Here is a 19,299-nt window from a genome sequence, read left to right on the forward strand (position 1 = left end):
GTATTACTCCTGATAGTCTCTAACATCGGCGAAGTGGCCGTTAATGGCTGCTGCTGCAGCCATAGCTGGGCTCACTAAATGGGTGCGTGCACCACGGCCTTGGCGTCCTTCAAAGTTTCTGTTGCTCGTTGATGCACAGCGATCGCCAGAAACTAGTTTATCGTCGTTCATACCCAAACACATTGAACAGCCTGGTAAGCGCCATTCAAAGCCGGCCTCTTCGAAAATCTTATCGAGACCTTCAGCTTCAGCTTGGCGTTTAACTGCTCCAGAACCCGGCACCACTATGGCGGTAACCGAAGATGACACTTTGCCTTTTTTGGCGACGTGGGCAGCAGCGCGTAAATCTTCTATACGACCATTGGTACACGAGCCAATGAAAACGTGATTTACTGCTACATCAGAAAGTTTTTCACCGGCCTGCAAACCCATATAGCTAAGTGCTTTTTTCGCGCTTTCTATTTCGATAGGGTCGCTAAAGTCTTCAGGAGCGGGCACTGGAGTATTTACTCCAATAACTTGACCTGGGTTGGTTCCCCACGTGACTTGCGGTGCTATGTCGGCTGCTTCAAGTTCAACAACCGTGTCAAAGCTTGCACCGTCTTCGGTATATAAAGTTTTCCAATAGGCAACCGCGTCATCCCAAGACTGGCCTTTGGGAGCGTACTCGCGGTCTTTCAAATATGCGAAGGTAACGTCGTCTGGTGCTACAAGCCCAGCTTTGGCTCCTGCTTCGATACTCATGTTACACACAGTCATTCGCTCTTCCATGGTAAGCCCACGAATTGCCTCTCCCGCATACTCAATCACATGACCTGTTGCACCAGCGTGTCCAATTTTGCCAATGATGGCCAAAATAATATCTTTCGCTGTAATTCCCACAGGAAGTGTACCATTCACATTAATAAGCATGCTTTTTGCGCGGCTTTGCTTCAGAGTTTGTGTGGCTAAAACATGCTCAACTTGAGAAGTACCTATTCCAAATGCAAGTGCACCGAATGCGCCATGGGTTGCAGTGTGAGAGTCGCCGCACACTACGGTCATGCCTGGCTGTATAAGCCCTAATTCTGGCCCCATTACATGGACGATACCTTGTTTTTGATGGCCTACAGGGTAGAGCTGAATACCGTGATCTTCACAGTTTTTGGCTAAGGTATGCAGCTGTAGTGCGTTATCTGGGCCGCATGCATCAATGGCTAACGAGCGCGTTGAAATGCTGTGATCCATGGTTCCCACAGTTTTATCTGGGCGACGCACTTTACGGCCTTTTTCGTTAAGGCCAGCGAATGCTTGCGGAGATGTCACTTCGTGAATTAAGTGGCGGTCGATATAAATAAGGCTATCTTCGCCTAGTTGGTCGACAATATGCGCTTGCCATACTTTGTCATATAAGGTCTTGGCCATGTGGTATTTCTACTCCTGCGCCATTAATTGTTTAACAATTTCATCGCCTACTTGCGATGTGTTTGAAGCTTGGTCTCTTTTATCTTCAGGCAGCAACTCGCCAGTGAGTACGCCCTTTTCAAGAGTGGCGACCACGGCTTTTTCAATTGCATCTGCCGCGTCGTTTAAGTTCATACTGAATCGCAACATCATGGCTGCCGATAAAATTTGAGCGATGGGGTTTGCAATGCCTTGGCCTGCAATATCCGGCGCTGAACCGCCTGCTGGCTCGTATAAACCAAACCCGTCTTCGTTCATACTTGCCGAAGGCAAAAGCCCCATAGAGCCTGTCATCATAGCGCATTCATCAGATACGATATCGCCAAACAAATTTGAACACAGCATGACGTCAAATTGCGCGGGGTTCTTCATTATTTGCATGGTGGCGTTATCGATGTAGATATGATCTAGCTCAACATCGGGAAAGTCTTTGGCCACCTCTTCTGCCACCTCACGCCACAATCTGCTAGTAACCAATACATTGGCTTTATCTACTGAGGTGACTTTACCGCGACGCTTTTGTGCTGCTTCAAAGGCTGCGACAGCGATGCGACGAATTTCTCGTTTGCTGTAGCGCATTGTGTCGTAAGCAAACTCTTCCTCGCCTTCACCCTCACGACCTTTAGGCTGACCAAAGTAAATGCCGCTGGTAAGTTCGCGTACTACCAACACATCTACACCTGATTTAGCAATGTCTTCACGAAGTGGGGATAAACCTTCAAGCCCAGGATAGATACGAGCAGGGCGCAAATTACTGAATAAATCGAAGTGGCTTCTTAACGTAAGTAGTGCAGCGCGTTCGGGACGCTGTTCAAGTGGAAGTGTGTCCCACTTAGGACCGCCTATGCTGCCAAATAAAATCGCGTCAGATTGTTCACAACCTAACAGTGTTTTTGCTGGAAGGGCTTCGCCTTCGGTATCGATAGCAAAGCCGCCTACGGGAAACTCGGTGCGATTTAGCGTAATGCTAAACTTCTTTTCTACAGCATCTAAGACCTTGTTGGCCTCTTGCATAACTTCTGGACCGATACCGTCTCCGGCTAATACGGCAATTGAAAACTGGCTCATTTACACTCCTACAACGCGTTCTTGTTGATTCTTTTGCTGATCAATCTGGTCGGCCAGATAAGTATTGTTCAGTACAAATATCAATGCTTTTACACCGGCCTCTACGATATCTGTGGCCAAGCCTATACCGTGGAATCGACGATCTTTATATGTGGCGATAACACTCACTTGCGCTAATGCATCTGCACCTTCGCCTTTTGAATCTAGTTTAAAGTCAACAATTTCCAAGTCTTCATGACCAAGAATGGAAATTATCGCTTTAAATGCGGCATCTACCGGTCCGTTACCTGTACAAGCCTGTGTAATCTCTTGCTCGCCCACTTTCATTTTTACGGTAGCGCTTGGGATGATCTCTCTGCCCGAATTAGCCTGAAGGTAAAGCAGTTGATAGTGCGCTTGGTCATGCTTTTGCTTATCGAAAAACAACAGCGCCTCAAGGTCGTAGTCGTAAACCTGTCCTTTCTTATCAGCCAGCTTTAAAAACGCATCGTATACGGCCTCTAAATCAAATTCTTCAGGCTTGTAACCTAATTCAGTAAGCCTATGTTTAATAACATGGCGACCCGAACGAGAGGTTAGGTTAAGGTTGTTCTTGTTAATGCCCACGCTCTCAGGCGTCATAATTTCATAGGTATTTTGCGCTTTTAAGACACCGTCTTGATGAATACCTGACGAATGGCTAAAGGCGTTGGCCCCAACAATGGCTTTGTTAGATTGCACCGGCATATTACACAGCTGGCTGACAAGTTTAGACGTACGTGAAATTTCTGTGGAATTGATATTAGTATCAATGCCAAGCAGCCCTTTTCGCGTTTGCAAAATCATTGCAATTTCTTCTAGTGAAGCGTTACCTGCACGCTCACCAATTCCATTTATAGTGCACTCTACTTGACGCGCGCCTTGCTCTACTGCCGCCAGTGAATTAGCAACAGCTAGGCCTAAATCGTTATGGCAATGCACTGAGATAATGGCTTTATCGATGTTGGGAACCCGATTGAACAACTGCTGAATAATACCGCCGAACTCAGTGGGCGTTGTGTAGCCAACAGTATCCGGAATATTTACCGTTGTAGCGCCTGCGTGAATAGCTGCTTCAACCATACGGCACAGGTAGTCGATATGCGTTCTGCCTGCGTCTTCACATGAGAACTCCACATCATCGGTGTATTTACGGGCATGCTTTACCGCAGCCACGGCCATGTCTACCACATCATCATGAGATTTACGCAATTTGGCGCCAACGTGTATTTCCGATGTGGCAATAAAGGTATGTATTCTAAACTGATCAGCTACGCTAAGGGCTTGGCCGCATGCATCGATATCACCGGGAAGGGCGCGGGACAGGCCGCAAATCACTGAGTTTTTGATTTCTTTTGCAATCAACTGTACTGATTGGAAGTCGCCAGGTGAAGACACAGGGAAACCGGCTTCAATAATATCTACACCTAGTCTCTCAAGCGCCAGTGCAATCTGTAACTTTTCTTTGGCACTTAGACTTGCTGGCAAGGCCTGCTCACCATCTCGCAACGTGGTATCAAAGATTTTCACTTGATTTGTCATGACGCTCTCTCAATTGAATAGTTAAAAAAAAACCCGTGCTGTGCACGGGTTTTTGTGTGATTAATCGCTGGTCGCAATCTACCCGTGCAGTCTGGCTGCCTTGAGGAGTAGAGTAATTAGAAGAAAACGAATACGCATTTTTCGAAAATCTTTGCTGACCAAAATTGATAGCGACAATTTAACCATGTGAGCCCTGAACGTCAACCATTGTTTACCATATTGATTAAATTTTTATGAAAAAATTTATCTTGATGCTCATATTAGGATGCATGTCCTAATTTATGATGATGACTCTCTGGATTTAGGTCTTAAACGCCTCTTTAAATACTGCTAATACAGATAAAGAGTTTGAATTTTGAAATGGTTAGTATGTTTGTACTCTTTTAGACTGATATGGAGAAGTTATTAATTGAATGAATACTTATTATTTTTGTATTTTTATGCATGTTTGGTTTGGTATGGCATTACTAATGTCGCCTTAAAAGAAAAAAGGGCGTAGACAAGTCCTTTATTTCAATAAGGTAAAGTTCTTCCAGTTTATTTGAGTAGACAGCCGCATTTCTCTAATAGACAGTGCACGAGGTGATACTCGAGATTTGAAGTTCCAAGCGTGACCCGAGCAGGCGCTCGCCATGATGGTTTTCGTTGGTTTAAGAAGAGTTTTACTATCAAAAGTTCCGTAGCTTTCAAGTCCACTTTCACGAGACTCTTCATCTGAGCTTTCAATGAAATGACTAGCCTGCTTATTTCTTCGATTCGCTTCCTGACTGTTTCCCCGATTGATTCCATCAACTGTAAACCAACCGTGTTTGTTCAAATGAACGACATCGTCTACCAACATCGTTTTGTCGATAGTGTCTAATTCAAGGTGAATACCTTCAATGGTTCTAACTAAGACTGGAACAATTAACCCATAGTCGGCATGTTTTCTAAACCATTGCGCTGTTGCATCAGCATTCTGTGGTACACGAGGCGCAGATTTTGGCTGCTTGGCATACCAGCTTCCGTTATAGGTATCGGTAGATAGTGGGGTTGGGTTGGTTACAAAATATCGAGCGACACTTCTAATATGATGAGGCAAGCCACCAATTCGGCGCTTAAGGATAGACGCATTGCTGATACCGCTGTGGGCAATAAACAAAAGTTCTCTTTCATATAGCGCCGTACACACTTCAGAAAACTGTGCGTGATTACCACCTAGCTCGCCTAAGTCGTTAAAAAAACCTGATTGTGTTTTTGGCGGATGACTGTTTGTGCTCACGTTAACATCGCGTTTTGACTGTCTCTGCACTAACCGTATCAAGAAACCTGCGATCTCGCCACTCATGCGCTGGTATTTAGGCTACGTATCATTACTTATAAAAACAAAAAAAGGCGCTGGTGCAAGAGCACTGGCGCCTTTCGGGATGAATAGAAATTATTTTGCTACGATTGCTCCGTATTGGCAATCAGATCAGCTTTACTGACCTTTAATTTCAGAAAGGCCATTATACGTTGCTGCACTACCAAGCGCTTCTTCAATACGAAGAAGTTGGTTGTACTTAGCGACACGGTCAGAACGGCAAAGAGAGCCAGTTTTGATTTGACCTGCAGCAGTACCTACCGCTAAATCAGCAATTGTCGCGTCTTCAGTTTCGCCAGAGCGGTGAGAGATAACGGCGGTGAAGCCAGCGTCTTTCGCCATTTTAATTGCGTTAAGCGTTTCTGTTAGTGAGCCAATTTGGTTAAACTTAATAAGGATTGAGTTTCCAATACCGTTATCGATGCCGCGCTTCAGAATTTTGGTGTTAGTTACGAACAAATCATCACCAACAAGCTGTACTTTGTCGCCAATCTTCTTCGTTAAGCTTTCCCAGCCGTCCCAGTCACTCTCGTCTAAGCCATCTTCGATAGATACGATAGGGTACTGTGCAGATAGGTCGGCTAAGTAGTCGCCAAACGCTTCTGAGTCGAAGCTCTTATCTTCACCAGATAATACATACTTACCGTCTTTGTAGAATTCAGACGCTGCACAATCTAGTGCAAGGGTAATGTCTTCATTCATTTTATAACCAGCGTTTTCAACGGCTTGTACGATAACAGCAAGTGCTTCAGCGTTAGAGCTAAGGTTTGGTGCAAAACCACCCTCATCACCCACAGCGGTGTTAAGACCTTTCGCTGACAATACTTTCTTAAGTGAGTGGAAGATTTCAGCACCCATGCGCAGTGCTTCTTTAAAGCTTTTCGCGCCAACTGGCTGAACCATGAATTCTTGAATATCAACGTTGTTGTCTGCGTGCTCGCCACCATTGATGATGTTCATCATAGGCACAGGCATTGAATATTGACCAGACGTACCGTTTAAGTCAGCGATGTGCTCGTAAAGTGCCACGCCTTTTTCAAGCGCGGCAGCTTTTGCTACAGCAAGAGATACAGCAAGGATAGCGTTAGCACCAAGAGTTTCTTTGTTTTCAGTGCCGTCTAAGTCAATCATCACCTGATCGATATCAGACTGTGCTAGTGCGTCTTTGCCTAGCAGAGCCGGAGCAATGGCGTCATTAATAGCCGCTACTGCTTTAATTACACCTTTACCAAGGTAACGAGACTTGTCGCCGTCACGCAGTTCTAATGCTTCGCGGCTACCCGTAGACGCGCCAGAGGGTGCAGCAGCACGACCCATAACGCCAGACTCTAAATAAACGTCTGCTTCTACAGTTGGATTACCGCGTGAATCTAAGATTTCACGTCCGATGATGCGACTAATTTTCGCCATGTTATTTCCTCAACAATTGATGTGGGAACGCAACGGGAAAGCGTTCCCTTTATTAGAAACTAGTGATTTTCTTTCTGGTATTTGCCTGCAGCTGCAACAAACCCCTTAAACAATGGATGTCCATCGCGAGGTGTTGAAGTGAATTCAGGGTGGAACTGACCTGCGATAAACCAAGGATGGTCAGGTATTTCGATAACTTCTACAAGTCGTTTATCAGTGGACAAACCACTTACTTTAAGGCCCGCAGCTTCGATTTCATCGCGAAGATTGTTGTTCACTTCATAGCGGTGTCGGTGGCGCTCGTAAATTTCGACGTTGTCATACATTTCATGCACTTTAGTGCCTTCAATTAAATGACAAAGCTGGCTACCCAATCGCATTGTACCGCCAAGGTCTGAGGTTTCAGTGCGTGTTTCGGTTGTGCCCGCTGCATCTAGCCATTCCGTGATTAACCCTACCACAGGGTATGCAGTTTGTGGGTCGAACTCGGTGCTGTTGGCGTTATCCATACCTGCAACATTTCGCGCAAATTCTATTAGCGCTACCTGCATGCCTAGACAAATTCCTAAATAAGGCACTTTATTTTCACGTGCGTAGCGAGCGGCGGCAATTTTACCCTCAATTCCACGCTCACCAAAACCGCCAGGCACTAAGATAGCGTCTAGCTTTTCTAGGATTTGCGTGCCTTTACTCTCAACATCTTGAGAGTCGATATGATGAATGTTAACTGTCAGTCTGTTTTTAAGACCAGCATGCTTTAATGCTTCGTTAACGGATTTATACGCATCTGGTAATTCAACATACTTACCAATCATGCCAATGTTAACTTCGGCGGTGGGATTTGATTCAGCGTAAAGTACTTGCTCCCACTCGACGAGGTCGGCTTCCGGGCAATCAAATCCAAAGCGATCCACAACAAGCTGGTCCATTCCTTGCGCTTTAAGTGCAGCTGGAATGCGATAAATGCTATCTACATCTTTTAATGAGATAACCGCTTTGTCTGCGACGTTAGTGAAAAGCGCGATTTTAGAGCGCTCACTGGTAGGTAGAGCACCTACAGAACGACACACAAGAATATCGGGTTGAATACCAATTGAGCGCAACTCTTTAACTGAATGCTGGGTTGGCTTCGTTTTCACTTCACCGGATGCTGGCATATATGGCACTAGCGTAAGGTGCATGTACATAGCACGTTCACGGCCTACTTCAGTGCCTAGTTGGCGAATGGCTTCTAAGAAAGGTTGTGACTCAATATCACCTACGGTTCCGCCCACTTCTACAATGGCAACTTCGTGACCTTCAGCACCTTCAATTACGCGACGTTTAATTTCGTTGGTAATGTGTGGAATGACCTGAATTGTGGCTCCTAAGTAATCGCCGCGACGCTCGCGTTTGAGTACTTCTTCGTAAACACGGCCTGTGGTGAAGTTGTTGCGTTTTGTCATACGGGTGCGAATAAAGCGCTCGTAGTGGCCAAGATCAAGGTCTGTCTCTGCACCGTCATCGGTAACAAATACTTCACCATGCTGTATAGGGCTCATTGTGCCCGGGTCGACGTTGATATAAGGGTCGAGTTTTAACATGGTAACGGTGAGACCGCGTGCTTCAAGAATTGCTGCTAATGATGCTGCTGCAATACCTTTTCCAAGCGATGAAACTACACCACCAGTGACGAAAATATAATGTGTCATGCGAAACCTAGAACGTTAGGGTTGTATGGTAAATATAGGCCGATTTCAGAAAGAAACCATCTACACTTTGGACGGGGCGATAGTATACGCAAAACCATGTAAACAGACAATCTATTTGCCTACATGATGTGCAAATTTACGCCAGATTTACACCAAATTCAGGCCAATTGTGACCTAAACTTGGCCTAGCGGCTAAGACTGACTTAAGCGCTTTAAGGTGTAAATAAGGTCGAGAGCTTGCCGTGGAGAGAGCTCATCAGGAGATATGTTCGCAAGGGCATCGACAGCAGGGTTAGGTTTATCTGGAAACAGCAGTTCTGCTTGGCCTTTTGGCTTTGCCTTTGATGTAGCTTTTGGGGTGCTTGCTGCCTTATCAGGCGCACTCTCTTCTCCTTGTGTCATAATATGAGAAGATTCGAGCGCGGCGAGCTTTTGGCGTGCGGCTTGAATAACGATTTTTGGTACTCCGGCTAATTGCGCCACCTGCAGCCCGAAACTTTTGCTTGCTGCACCTTCTGAAACCGTATGCATAAAGCGAATGGTATCTTCAAACTCAACAGCATCTAAATGCACATTGACGACACCTTGCTGTGTATCTGGCAGCTCGGTAAGCTCGAAATAATGAGTCGCAAAAAGGGTATAGGCATTCAGCTGCTTGGCAAGGTAACTTGCGCATGCCCACGCCAGTGAGAGCCCGTCGTAAGTACTGGTTCCACGGCCTATTTCATCCATTAACACCAATGAGTTTTCCGTGGCGTTATTGAGAATGTTAGCGGTTTCTGTCATTTCTACCATAAAGGTGGAGCGGCCAGAAGCGAGATCATCAGACGCACCAATGCGGGTGAAGATACGGTCTAGTTTACCAATGTGAGCATGTTGTGCCGGCACAAAACTACCCACACATGCGAGCAGAGCAATGAGAGCCGTTTGACGCATGTACGTAGATTTACCCCCCATGTTAGGACCAGTGATTATCAGCATGCGCCGTGAGCTATCTAGCTGAAGCGGATTAGCAATGAAAGGTGCTTTCATTACATTCTCTACGACAGGGTGTCGGCCGTCTTGGTAAGTAAGTGCACACTCGTTACTGAGCTTCGGCCTATGCCAATCAAGGGCAATTGCCCGTTCGGCGAAACAACACAGCACATCAAGCTTTGCTAGCGCAGCGGCACTGTCTATCAGGTTATTTAAGTAAGGCGTAAATTCATCAAATAGTGCTTCGTACAGTTTTTTCTCTAGCGCAAGCGCCGCCCCTTGGCTACTAAGTACCTTGTCCTCGTGCTCTTTTAATTCAGGAGTAATAAAGCGTTCGGTATTTTTGAGCGTTTGGCGACGGATATATTCTGCGGGTGCATTTGCACTATTGGCGCGGCTAATTTCAATAAAAAAGCCATGTACTCGGTTATATCCCACCTTAAGGGTAGAAATACCAGTACGTTCTTTTTCTCGACGCTCCATTGCGTCAAGATAGTCAGTAGCCCCCTGAGAGAGCGCACGTAATTCGTCTAATTCTTCGTTGTAGCCAGGTGCTATGACGCCGCCTTCTCGGATAATAACCGGCGGGTTATCAATAATGGCGTGATTAAGCAGTGTCTGCAGCTCGGGATAAGTGCCAATGGTTTCACTGATTTGCTTTATTTGGCCAGTTTCAAAGCGCGATAATGCGTCGTGTAAATCAGGCAATGCGTTAAATGCGTTTTTCAGCCTCGCAAAATCACGAGGTCGCGCAGAGCGAAGGGCTAAGCGCGCCATAATACGTTCAATGTCGCCAATGTGTTTTAGGGCGCTGCGAATATCGTCAGGGTTATCGTCAATAAAGGCATCAACGGCGTCTAATCGACTTTGTAGCTCATGTTGGTCGGTTAACGGTGAGTGAATAACACGTTGCAACATACGGCTTCCCATCGCCGTTGTGGTGGTGTCCATCACACTGAAAAGCGTGTTTTCTTGACCGCCAGATAAGTTATGAGTGAGTTCTAAATTACGTCTTGTCGCTGCGTCTAACTGAACGCGGCTGTCTTGCTGTTCGGTTTGTATTTGCCTGATATGGGGTAGGGCAGTTCGCTGGGTGTCTTTTACATATTGCAGCACACAGCCCGCAGCACCTAACCCTTTAGTTATGCCTTTAAGGCCAAAACCATCAAGGGTCTTGGTCTCAAACTGCAGATTCAGCTGCTCATCTGCGGTATCAATGTCAAACTCCCACTCAGGACGACGTCGTAACCCCTTTCTGTTTTCTATTAGCGATACTTGCTCAAATCCCTCTGGGTAGAGCAATTCAGCAGGGTTGACTCGTTGAATCTCGGCGAGCAAGTTCTCATCATTATCGCATTCAAACACCACAAATCGTCCGCTAGTCACATCCAACGTGGCTAAACCATAATGCATTGTGTGGCCACACACTGCGGCTAATATATTATCTCGTCGTTCTTCTAAAAGCGCTTCGTCGGTGACAGTACCGGGTGTGACAATACGCTGAACTTGGCGTTCTACGGGACCTTTACTCGTAGCGGGGTCGCCTACCTGTTCACAAATTGCCACCGATTCACCCATTTTAACTAATCGGGAAAGGTAACTTTCTACCGCGTGATAAGGTACGCCAGCCATAGGAATGGGATCGCCGCCAGACTTGCCTCTAGCCGTCAATGATATATCGAGAAGGTCTGCAGCTTTTTTGGCATCATCAAAAAACAATTCGTAAAAATCGCCCATGCGATAGAACAAGAGAATATTCGGATGCTGCGCCTTAATCGTAAGGTACTGGCGCATCATAGGAGTATGTGATTCCAAAAAAAACGGCCTCGATAGATATGTTTATGGTGTTAGTGCGTATGGTAGCAAATAAATGATAAACTCTGTGCAACAAAAAGCACTGACGGTAGATTGATATGACCACACCATTTTCAACGGTTTCTAAACCAAACGCCATACCCCTAATGCTCGATAGCGCATTAAATACCCAAGTAATGGCGATTGGTGACGTGTTGCGTAAAAAGGGGTGGACAGTATCGACTGCTGAATCATGCACCGGCGGCGGCATTGCTTTTGCGTTTACCAGCGTTGCAGGCAGTTCAGATTGGTTTAATCAGTCTTGGGTAACTTATTCTAATAAGGCTAAAATGCAGGAACTGTTCGTAAATACTGAAACCCTTGAAGTACACGGGGCGGTATCGCAGCAGACGGTGACTGAAATGGCGCTTGGTGTGCAAAAGCGATGTGGAGCAAACGTGGTGGTTACGGTTAGCGGTATTGCTGGGCCTGGTGGCGGTACTGACAGCAAACCTGTAGGCACTGTGTGGTTTGGTTTCATTTGTGGTGATGGTGCTTTTCAAGTCAAGCAGGTGTTTAGTGGCAACAGGGATGTAGTACGTGGTGAAGCGGTAGCCTTTGCAATTAATTATGTGCTGAAAATGCTTAGTACTAGTTAAACAACATATCTTAGGCCGAGTTGAAAAAAATAATTAAAACACTGGTTGAAACTGTATGCTTGTACAGTATAGAATGCATGCAGAAATTGTTAGGGTGTAGATGAGGTTTGTCGTTCTAGCGTTGTAATAATGACGAACGATGTTGTCGCAGTGGTTTAGTATTTATGGACGAACTCAAGGCAGCCTGAGATAGATAAGCTGCTGGCAGATAAATAGCTGGGCAGCTGAGCAAATCAACAACAAAGTAAACGAATAACAGCGCAAACAAGTAGTAAGCAAAGCGAAAATCATAAGCTGTAAGATGTTTTGAAAGTTAAAATATAAGGAAAGTAATAAAACATCCTTATATTTTCATTTTTACTCACATTCATGTTCCAACTCTTGTTGATAATAAACGCAATGTGACGCGCAAAAGATAAGCATAGGCATAGTTAAGATGACAGATCAAAATAGAAGTAAAGCGTTAGATGCAGCGCTTTCTCAAATTGAAAAACAATTTGGGAAAGGCTCAATTATGAAGTTGGGCGAAAACAAGACAATGGATGTGGAAACTATTTCTACAGGATCCCTTGGGCTAGACATTGCTCTTGGTGCGGGTGGTTTACCACTTGGCCGAATTGTTGAAATTTACGGTCCAGAGTCATCAGGTAAAACAACCTTAACCCTTGAAGTCATTGCTGAAGCGCAGCGTCAAGGCAAGACTTGTGCGTTCGTAGATGCGGAACACGCGCTAGACCCTATTTACGCGGAAAAACTTGGCGTTAACATTAACGAATTATTAGTATCGCAACCTGATACTGGTGAGCAAGCGCTTGAAATTTGTGACATGTTAACACGCTCTGGCGCTGTTGACGTTATTGTTGTCGACTCCGTAGCAGCGTTAACACCGCGTGCCGAGATTGAAGGCGATATCGGTGATTCACACGTAGGTCTTGCCGCGAGAATGATGTCTCAAAGTATGCGTAAAATTACGGGTAATTTGAAGCGTTCGAATACAATGATGATTTTCATCAACCAAATTCGTATGAAAATTGGTGTGATGTTCGGAAGCCCTGAAACTACTACAGGTGGTAACGCACTGAAGTTTTACGCGTCTGTACGCTTAGACATCAGAAGAATTGGTTCGGTAAAAGAAGGCGATGAGGTTGTTGGTAACGAAACTCGCGTTAAAGTCGTTAAGAACAAAATCGCGCCTCCTTTCAAGCAAGCTGAATTTATTATTCGCTATGGTGAAGGTATTTCTAAGCACGGCGAGTTAATTGACTTAGGTGTTAAGCACAAATTAATTGATAAAGCCGGTGCATGGTATAGCTACAACACAGACCGTATCGGTCAGGGTAAAGCGAACAGCATGTTGTTTTTAAAGAATAACCCTGCTGTATCGGACGAGATAGAAGCTAAGCTAAGAGAAATGTTGCTTCCAAGTAAAATCGTTGAAGATAGAAGCGAAGACGTTAGCGAAGAATCATAGGCTCAAATTATAGCCGCAAACTGTGATACGCATGAAAAAATGGTGCGCATATAAACTGGCGTAGTAAACTAAAAAGCATATTTTTAGTTTAATGCCAGTTATGTAGCGCGTCGCACTGGTAAACTTTACGTTATGTTGAGTGATTCGAATCCGATATCAGACATTGATATCGGATTTTTTATACGCCTAACAGTCCGTTTCAATGACACATCCTACCTTCTGACCAGATAGATACCCTCGATAGCGTGACACGGTTTGTCAATCTCCATTCTGGCGTAAGTACCCCTATATTTTCTCGATAACGTACGCTTAGCCTTTTTTTGTTTAAATGCGGTTACATTAGTGGTTTTCTCCGGTATTGAAAAATGCGCTGATTTTAATTTATGAGCTCTGCGACTCGGTAAGGTCTAAAAACCGTTTGAAAAATAAACCTGTAAACTCACATCGAGTGGTACATGATTGCAAAGTTGAATGGCCTTGTTAATGGAGTTGTCTTATTGCATTATCTTTTAACTAACTTAAGGTTCGACGTTTGCGGTAAAAGTTGCAGTGAGTGCTGAAAAATGAAATGTTAATTCAAGGAAAAGCAATGCAGCAAGAAGATATCAATAAAAGAGAATGGAAAGATAAGAATAATTGGTCGGAGTCCACTGTCTTTGGAATTTATTTTAGTAAGAAAGATAGTCGAATTTGGGTACCAAAACCGAACGCAATACCTGGCTGGACTTTAAATCTTGCCCACTTTTCGGGTGTAGCGATATTTTTCGCAATTATTTGTGTGACAATGCTTGTCTCTGGTTTGATTGGCTTTTATTTGGCGATTGAGAGCTAAAACTAAGTACCAAATAAAAAAGACGTTTAATTTCTTAGTGTTCTGTATACGAATTAAATCGAAGATTAATGTGTAGGCACTGTCAAGTTTGAGTACACTAACACTCACATAAGATTTTGTACTCTGAATGATCTTACAAGTAAGAGTTAATGTATGGAAATTTATAGACTAGGAAGTTTTACGTTCTCACCATATACCAAAAGTTTGGTTTTGGGAGATAAAGAAGTAGTCATAGAGGATAAACACAACGATATTTTACGTTGCTTGATAAAGCGGCCCGGGGAACTTGTCACAAAAGATGAATTAATCGAAACAGTTTGGGGAGGACGATATACATCAGACAATAATATCGCAGCAAAAATTTCTGAACTTAGAAAGATACTCAATGATTCAGCAAGGGAGCCAAAATATATTCGCACCGTCCACAATCGCGGCTACGTACTTATTAGCGGTATAGAGCTTTGTAAAGCAGAGGTAAACCCGAGTGCATTTGAGGCGGAGGTTAATCCTTCTGTCACTGCCGAAGAATCGAGTAATCAGCATACCGGCCATGTTGAGGAAGTACTTCTCGATAATGTTTTGAGACACAGTGCCTTGTCTGCAGGAAATCCAGAATCACTAATTTCAAAAAGTCAAGGCATAGTAGTTACCAAAAATTGGTACAAATTAGGGGTACAGGTTCTTCTATTCGTTTCTTTAGTTGCTGTAGGAAGTTTTCTCTTGGTTAGCAACGAAGATAAAGAAGCGGAGTTTTCTTATAAAACGATAACGCATAATGTAGGTTTGGAGTTCAATCCAGCGCTATCTCCTGATGGTAATTACCTTGCTTATTCCCATGCTAGGTCTATCAGTGGGCCTTGGGCATTAAAAATAAAAAATCTGTTAACTAATCAAGAGCGCACTTTTACCGCACAAGATTACGAGGATATTATGTCTCCTATCTGGTCATTAGATGGTAAAAGTGTCTTCTATTTAAAAAATGAGTCAAATGCGTGTTCTATAATTCAGGCTTATTTCAATGAGGACATGACACTCAATAAACCAACTAAAATTGCAGAGTGCGGAAGTCTTCCAAGTATTAGTCCGATATCATTAAGCAACGATGGAATTTGGCTTTACTATTCCTACTTAGACAGCAATCAGGCGAAGCTTTATATTAGAAGACGCAACCTATTAACTAATATGGAATCTAACGTGACAACGCCTTCGGGCAATTATGGTGGGGATTACAGTCATTCATTGTCGCCAGATAACAGTGCAATACTGGTGTATCGCAGCTTAAGTGTTAACCAATTTGAACTGAAGCTTATTGACCTTGAGACAGGTAATAGAACTCTTGTAGATGTTTTTAACTCAATTAAGCTGGCAGCATTATGGAGTAAAGATAGCCGCTCAATTTTTTATTTCAACGACGATAAAGAATTTATTGAATACGATCTCGAAACGGAAAGCTATCGTGTGTCTACCGTAGATCTAGTTAACCCCATTATGCTAAGCCCTGCAAAAGGGGAGAGCTTTTTTGTAGTTTCTGGGAATTACGCAAACTATGACGTTCACAAATTGTCATTTGAGCATGAAAAAATCAAAGTTGGTGAGACGCCAATCATTGAATCGAGTTTCGATGATTATGATGCTTACGCAGATAATGAAAATGATATTGTATTGTTTGTCTCAGACCGCTCGGGCGTATCCCAAGTGTGGATGTTAGAAAATGGTATTTATTCACAACTTACCTCATTCCAACGTGAAACAATTGTGCGAAAACCACGTCTTTCCAGTGACGCCACAAAGCTCTCATATATCTTAAAAGGGGATCTGATCGTAGAAGATCTCATTAGTCATGAAACCATTTTGATCGCACCAAACATTAGATTACCGGAGAGTTCAGAGTGGAAATGTTCTGCGAATGAACTCTATTATTCCGCCTTGGATCAAGGTAGTCGCCATATTTATCGTTTTGATGTGAAAAACGAAAAGCGCACGATTGTCAAAAGATTTGCAGAACGAGTACGGGCAGATTGCGCAGATAACACTTACTATATCTGGTCTAGTTCAACGGGCTTAGAGAAAATACTGGCTTCTAATAGTGAGTCAACTCAAATGCCATTTATGAAGCATAGAGAATCAACGTTTTTCGATTTCGACGTGTACCGAGGTATCCTTTATGTTTCTAATTCAGACTCTCTTACAACTTATGATACAAATGGCAACGCAAAATTTATTTACGATCTAGAAGGCGGAATTTTGCAAGGGCTTACCGTTGGTAAGCTTGGGGGCTTTTATGTTGACAACAAAGGAGGTGAGACTGCTATATATGAGTTAACCCCCATTGTTCATTAATACATTTATCATTGGATACTTTATTTTCTAGTTTATATGCAGGCCTTCTATTAATGCATCTGGACAAACAATCCGTTCGTTATTAGTCAATCGATTTGATTGTTCTGCGATATTGTGAAGTAAGGTATTAAAATTTCCGGATATGACTAAATTATCTACTGCCCCTACTAGCCTTCCACTTTCTATTAGGTATCCTCTGGCTTTTGAAGTTATATTACCACTGTTAAGGTTAACGCCATCCCAAGACAAGCGGGTGATAATATATCCAGTGCCCATAGTCGTTACAAGGTGATCAAAGTCGTTTATTCCTGACATTACTTTTATATTTGTATAACTGTTTGCATTTCCCGTACTCCGAAGCCCTAATTTACGAGCAGAATAATTATTCAATAACAGCGACGTTAATGTTCCCTTATCGACGATGCTTTTTTCTTCAATATAAACGCCTTCATCATCGTGAAATCTGTGGTTAATACCCTCAGGTAACTGAGGTCTTTCCGATAGCGAAATATGACTTGCCGCAATTTTTTGCCCCAGGCTTTTTGAAAGAAACGACATTCCCCCCAAAATATTATGCCCCTGAATGGCCATAAGTATATACTTCCAAAACATCGCCATACTTTGCTTGGTAAAAATGACGGGTAACGCACCTGTTTTTTTGTTCGCTACGACTTTGCGCCGTGCTAAGTTTTTTAAAGTGATTTCAGACAATATCCTTGATGTGAATAACTTGTTCACTTTATTACTCTTAGTCGTTGTTGTTTCTTGAATAGTTTGCCCACAATTATTGTTACTGGTCGCAGCAACAGATGATTGGAATAGAGATTGATTTTGCTGAACTTTTACATCATTACTGTTTAAGTAAAGAAAACTCGCATCAGAGGACTTTACACTGCATGAGAGCGGAGTACAGTCTTGCTCCCGGAGTAACTCGATGGTAGCTTTCGCCATGTGTATTTTGCGAGGAGTATTAAAACTTTTTAGACCATTGATATCGTAAAAAGAACTCATTGTTTGAGTGCGACTGCACTGCGATTTTTGTGTGATGACGTAGGCATCGTCGTGACGTAAACTATTAAAGGAAGTGCTTACATTTTTCAGTGCATCTTGGAGCTTTGCTTCTGTTGGGTTACTTGTAATGATGCATGCTTTTTTAAAATCCTTGATAAGAGAAATTACGGTTTTGGAGGTACTTTGGCGATGCACTGAAAGTTTTTCATCACAGCGATGCGTAATCTCTTCAGTGTCTTCTAGCATATATTGAATCTCTACTGAGTCTGCACCAACAGCTTGTGTCATTTCGAGCCATTCATAAAGTACGTCATGGTCTTTTAGTAAGTTGCTCATAGTTTTACGCCTACTGATAAGCCCCTGATGAGCACCGTTGGACTCCCAATACCGACCTGAACGTGCTGGCCTTTTGAGCATAGCCAATGCTCTTTACTGAACGTCAAGTCGTTGCCTACACCATCAATTTTATTGAGTAAATCTAAGGCATTTCCATGGATAGCAACATTTTTTAATGGGTGTTGTATTTTTCCATTTTTTACCCAATAAGCTTCCGCGGGATAAAAGATGAAACTTCCATCTATAATATTCACCTTGCCGGAATAGAAAGAGCGGCATATGAGGCCGGTTTTTAGTTCACTGATCAAAGCATTTTTGTTATGAGGCCCTTGCGCTAGGTAGGTTGTTGTCATACGCGGTATAGGAGAATGTCTAAATGACTCCCTTCGTCCGTTACCTGTTAAAGGGTAAGACGTTTTATTAGCGGTTTTTCGACATGATAGGTAACCACGTACCACACCTTGATTGACTAATATTGTTTTTTGCGACGGTGTAAGTTCATCATCAAACGCTTGGTTTACACCAGGTATATGCTGATTACCATCATCGATAATAGTGCACTCCGATGAACTAATCTTTTTTCCAATTGCGTCTGAAAATATACCACGCCCGCCTCTAACCGAGTCCAGTTCTAGAGGGTGCCCTAGTACTTCGTGAATCATAATTCCTGCGTCAGCGCCAGAAAGAATAATATCGTAACGTCCTGTAGATAGCTCTCTTCCTTGCACTTGACAATGCATCATTGCGATGAGCTTTCGTACTGCCACGTCGCATCGCTGAATAATCTTTGTCATGTTCCATCGTTGATCGAGTAACAAGTTACACTGGACTAAAGAGGCATGCTGTTCAGTTGACAAAGCGTAAATTTTCACAACAATGGTCGAATCACAAAGTTGGTGTTCCCTGCTAGCACTGTTAGCTATATGTCGATGATTAGTAACAAACTGAATTTGAAAGGTTGTGTGAACCTTGCTTTTTATCCGTATTTCGATACGGTTTGTCACGTAGTCAACAATACTTTGCCCTATAACGGTGAAGTCAAGAGAAAGGGGCCGGTCATAGAAGATGCTGCGGTTAACTACACTTTTTTTGCCTGATGGAATTCCTTCTTGCCGGCATAGTTTATTTAAGGCATCTGCTCCAATCTCTTCAACAAAACTGTAATGCTCGGTATCTTCGCATGAGCGATAGACACCAATTCCTGAGCTTTCCTGAATAATAAATTGATTAAGTTGCTTATTATGATATTCAAGCATGGTAGTTTTTAAACTCTGTGAATAAATATCAAAGTAATCGTAGGGGTTGAGAAGTCTTTTTTTACTTTGCTCCACGAGATCCATATCTAACGAAATATCCATTCGATTTTC

The 19,299-nt window shown here is 43.4% G+C and carries 13 protein-coding genes; 4 read left to right on the plus strand and 9 right to left on the minus strand.

Annotated features, from left to right (window positions below; genetic code table 11):
• Window positions 1–3: 3 nt before the first annotated feature.
• The 7 genes from leuC to mutS all read right to left on the minus strand — a co-directional run bounded on the left by leuC (window position 4) and on the right by mutS (window position 11,286).
• The gene (gene leuC / locus O9X84_RS00450; RefSeq protein ID WP_269517523.1) at window positions 4–1,404 is read right to left on the minus strand and encodes a 3-isopropylmalate dehydratase large subunit; all 1,401 of its coding nucleotides are present in this window, start codon (window positions 1,402–1,404) and stop codon (window positions 4–6) included.
• A 9-nt stretch (window positions 1,405–1,413) separates the two neighbouring features.
• A complete protein-coding gene (leuB, locus tag O9X84_RS00455) occupies window positions 1,414–2,511 on the minus strand; it encodes a 3-isopropylmalate dehydrogenase (RefSeq protein WP_269517524.1) in 1,098 nt (365 codons plus the stop codon).
• Window positions 2,512–4,071 carry a 2-isopropylmalate synthase gene (leuA, locus tag O9X84_RS00460; protein WP_269517525.1) on the minus strand — a complete coding sequence of 520 codons (1,560 nt, stop codon included), beginning with the start codon at window positions 4,069–4,071 and terminating at the stop codon, window positions 2,512–2,514. It abuts the gene before it with no gap.
• Window positions 4,072–4,579: 508 nt separating this feature from the next.
• Window positions 4,580–5,332: a hypothetical protein gene (locus tag O9X84_RS00465; RefSeq protein ID WP_269517526.1), complete on the minus strand. Its 753-nt coding sequence runs from the start codon at window positions 5,330–5,332 to the stop codon at window positions 4,580–4,582.
• A 198-nt stretch (window positions 5,333–5,530) separates the two neighbouring features.
• Window positions 5,531–6,823: a phosphopyruvate hydratase gene (gene eno / locus O9X84_RS00470; RefSeq protein WP_269517527.1), complete on the minus strand. Its 1,293-nt coding sequence runs from the start codon at window positions 6,821–6,823 to the stop codon at window positions 5,531–5,533.
• Window positions 6,824–6,882: 59 nt separating this feature from the next.
• Window positions 6,883–8,514: a CTP synthase gene (locus O9X84_RS00475; RefSeq protein WP_269517528.1), complete on the minus strand. Its 1,632-nt coding sequence runs from the start codon at window positions 8,512–8,514 to the stop codon at window positions 6,883–6,885.
• A 192-nt stretch (window positions 8,515–8,706) separates the two neighbouring features.
• A complete protein-coding gene (gene mutS / locus O9X84_RS00480) occupies window positions 8,707–11,286 on the minus strand; it encodes a DNA mismatch repair protein MutS (RefSeq protein WP_269517993.1) in 2,580 nt (859 codons plus the stop codon).
• A 116-nt stretch (window positions 11,287–11,402) separates the two neighbouring features.
• On the opposite strand from mutS, the gene O9X84_RS00485 reads away from it, so the two are divergent.
• From O9X84_RS00485 to O9X84_RS00500, 4 genes are all read left to right on the plus strand, one after another.
• Complete coding sequence (locus O9X84_RS00485; protein WP_269517529.1) at window positions 11,403–11,942, plus strand: CinA family protein; 540 nt, start codon at window positions 11,403–11,405, stop codon at window positions 11,940–11,942.
• A gap of 436 nt (window positions 11,943–12,378) precedes the next feature.
• Complete coding sequence (gene recA, locus O9X84_RS00490; RefSeq protein ID WP_269517530.1) at window positions 12,379–13,413, plus strand: recombinase RecA; 1,035 nt, start codon at window positions 12,379–12,381, stop codon at window positions 13,411–13,413.
• 589 nt (window positions 13,414–14,002) lie between these two features.
• A complete protein-coding gene (locus tag O9X84_RS00495; RefSeq protein WP_269517531.1) occupies window positions 14,003–14,245 on the plus strand; it encodes a hypothetical protein in 243 nt (80 codons plus the stop codon).
• 153 nt (window positions 14,246–14,398) lie between these two features.
• On the plus strand, window positions 14,399–16,585 hold the full coding sequence (locus O9X84_RS00500; RefSeq protein WP_269517534.1) for a winged helix-turn-helix domain-containing protein: 2,187 nt from the start codon (window positions 14,399–14,401) through the stop codon (window positions 16,583–16,585).
• A gap of 27 nt (window positions 16,586–16,612) precedes the next feature.
• Here the strand turns inward: O9X84_RS00500 and O9X84_RS00505 are convergent, their stop codons facing one another.
• Both O9X84_RS00505 and O9X84_RS00510 read right to left on the minus strand, forming a co-directional pair.
• Window positions 16,613–17,932: a metallopeptidase TldD-related protein gene (locus O9X84_RS00505; protein WP_269517536.1), complete on the minus strand. Its 1,320-nt coding sequence runs from the start codon at window positions 17,930–17,932 to the stop codon at window positions 16,613–16,615.
• On the minus strand, window positions 17,929–19,290 hold the full coding sequence (locus O9X84_RS00510) for a TldD/PmbA family protein (RefSeq protein WP_269517538.1): 1,362 nt from the start codon (window positions 19,288–19,290) through the stop codon (window positions 17,929–17,931). The genes O9X84_RS00505 and O9X84_RS00510 overlap by 4 nt, the downstream gene beginning before the upstream one ends.
• Window positions 19,291–19,299: the final 9 nt, after the last annotated feature.

Source organism: Alteromonas sp. BMJM2 (genome assembly GCF_027257845.1).
GTDB lineage: Bacteria > Pseudomonadota > Gammaproteobacteria > Enterobacterales > Alteromonadaceae > Alteromonas.

Excerpts from the sequence above, each read along its gene's own strand:
- leuC (WP_269517523.1), bottom strand. The coding sequence starts at position 1,404 with ATGGCCAAGACCTTATATGACAAAGTATGGCAAGCGCATATTGTCGAC.
- leuB (WP_269517524.1), bottom strand. The coding sequence starts at position 2,511 with ATGAGCCAGTTTTCAATTGCCGTATTAGCCGGAGACGGTATCGGTCCA.
- leuA (WP_269517525.1), bottom strand. The coding sequence starts at position 4,071 with ATGACAAATCAAGTGAAAATCTTTGATACCACGTTGCGAGATGGTGAG.
- eno (WP_269517527.1), bottom strand. The coding sequence starts at position 6,823 with ATGGCGAAAATTAGTCGCATCATCGGACGTGAAATCTTAGATTCACGC.
- O9X84_RS00475 (WP_269517528.1), bottom strand. The coding sequence starts at position 8,514 with ATGACACATTATATTTTCGTCACTGGTGGTGTAGTTTCATCGCTTGGA.
- mutS (WP_269517993.1), bottom strand. The coding sequence starts at position 11,286 with ATGATGCGCCAGTACCTTACGATTAAGGCGCAGCATCCGAATATTCTC.
- O9X84_RS00485 (WP_269517529.1), top strand. The coding sequence starts at position 11,403 with ATGACCACACCATTTTCAACGGTTTCTAAACCAAACGCCATACCCCTA.
- recA (WP_269517530.1), top strand. The coding sequence starts at position 12,379 with ATGACAGATCAAAATAGAAGTAAAGCGTTAGATGCAGCGCTTTCTCAA.
- O9X84_RS00495 (WP_269517531.1), top strand. The coding sequence starts at position 14,003 with ATGCAGCAAGAAGATATCAATAAAAGAGAATGGAAAGATAAGAATAAT.
- O9X84_RS00500 (WP_269517534.1), top strand. The coding sequence starts at position 14,399 with ATGGAAATTTATAGACTAGGAAGTTTTACGTTCTCACCATATACCAAA.
- O9X84_RS00505 (WP_269517536.1), bottom strand. The coding sequence starts at position 17,932 with ATGAGCAACTTACTAAAAGACCATGACGTACTTTATGAATGGCTCGAA.
- O9X84_RS00510 (WP_269517538.1), bottom strand. The coding sequence starts at position 19,290 with ATGGATATTTCGTTAGATATGGATCTCGTGGAGCAAAGTAAAAAAAGA.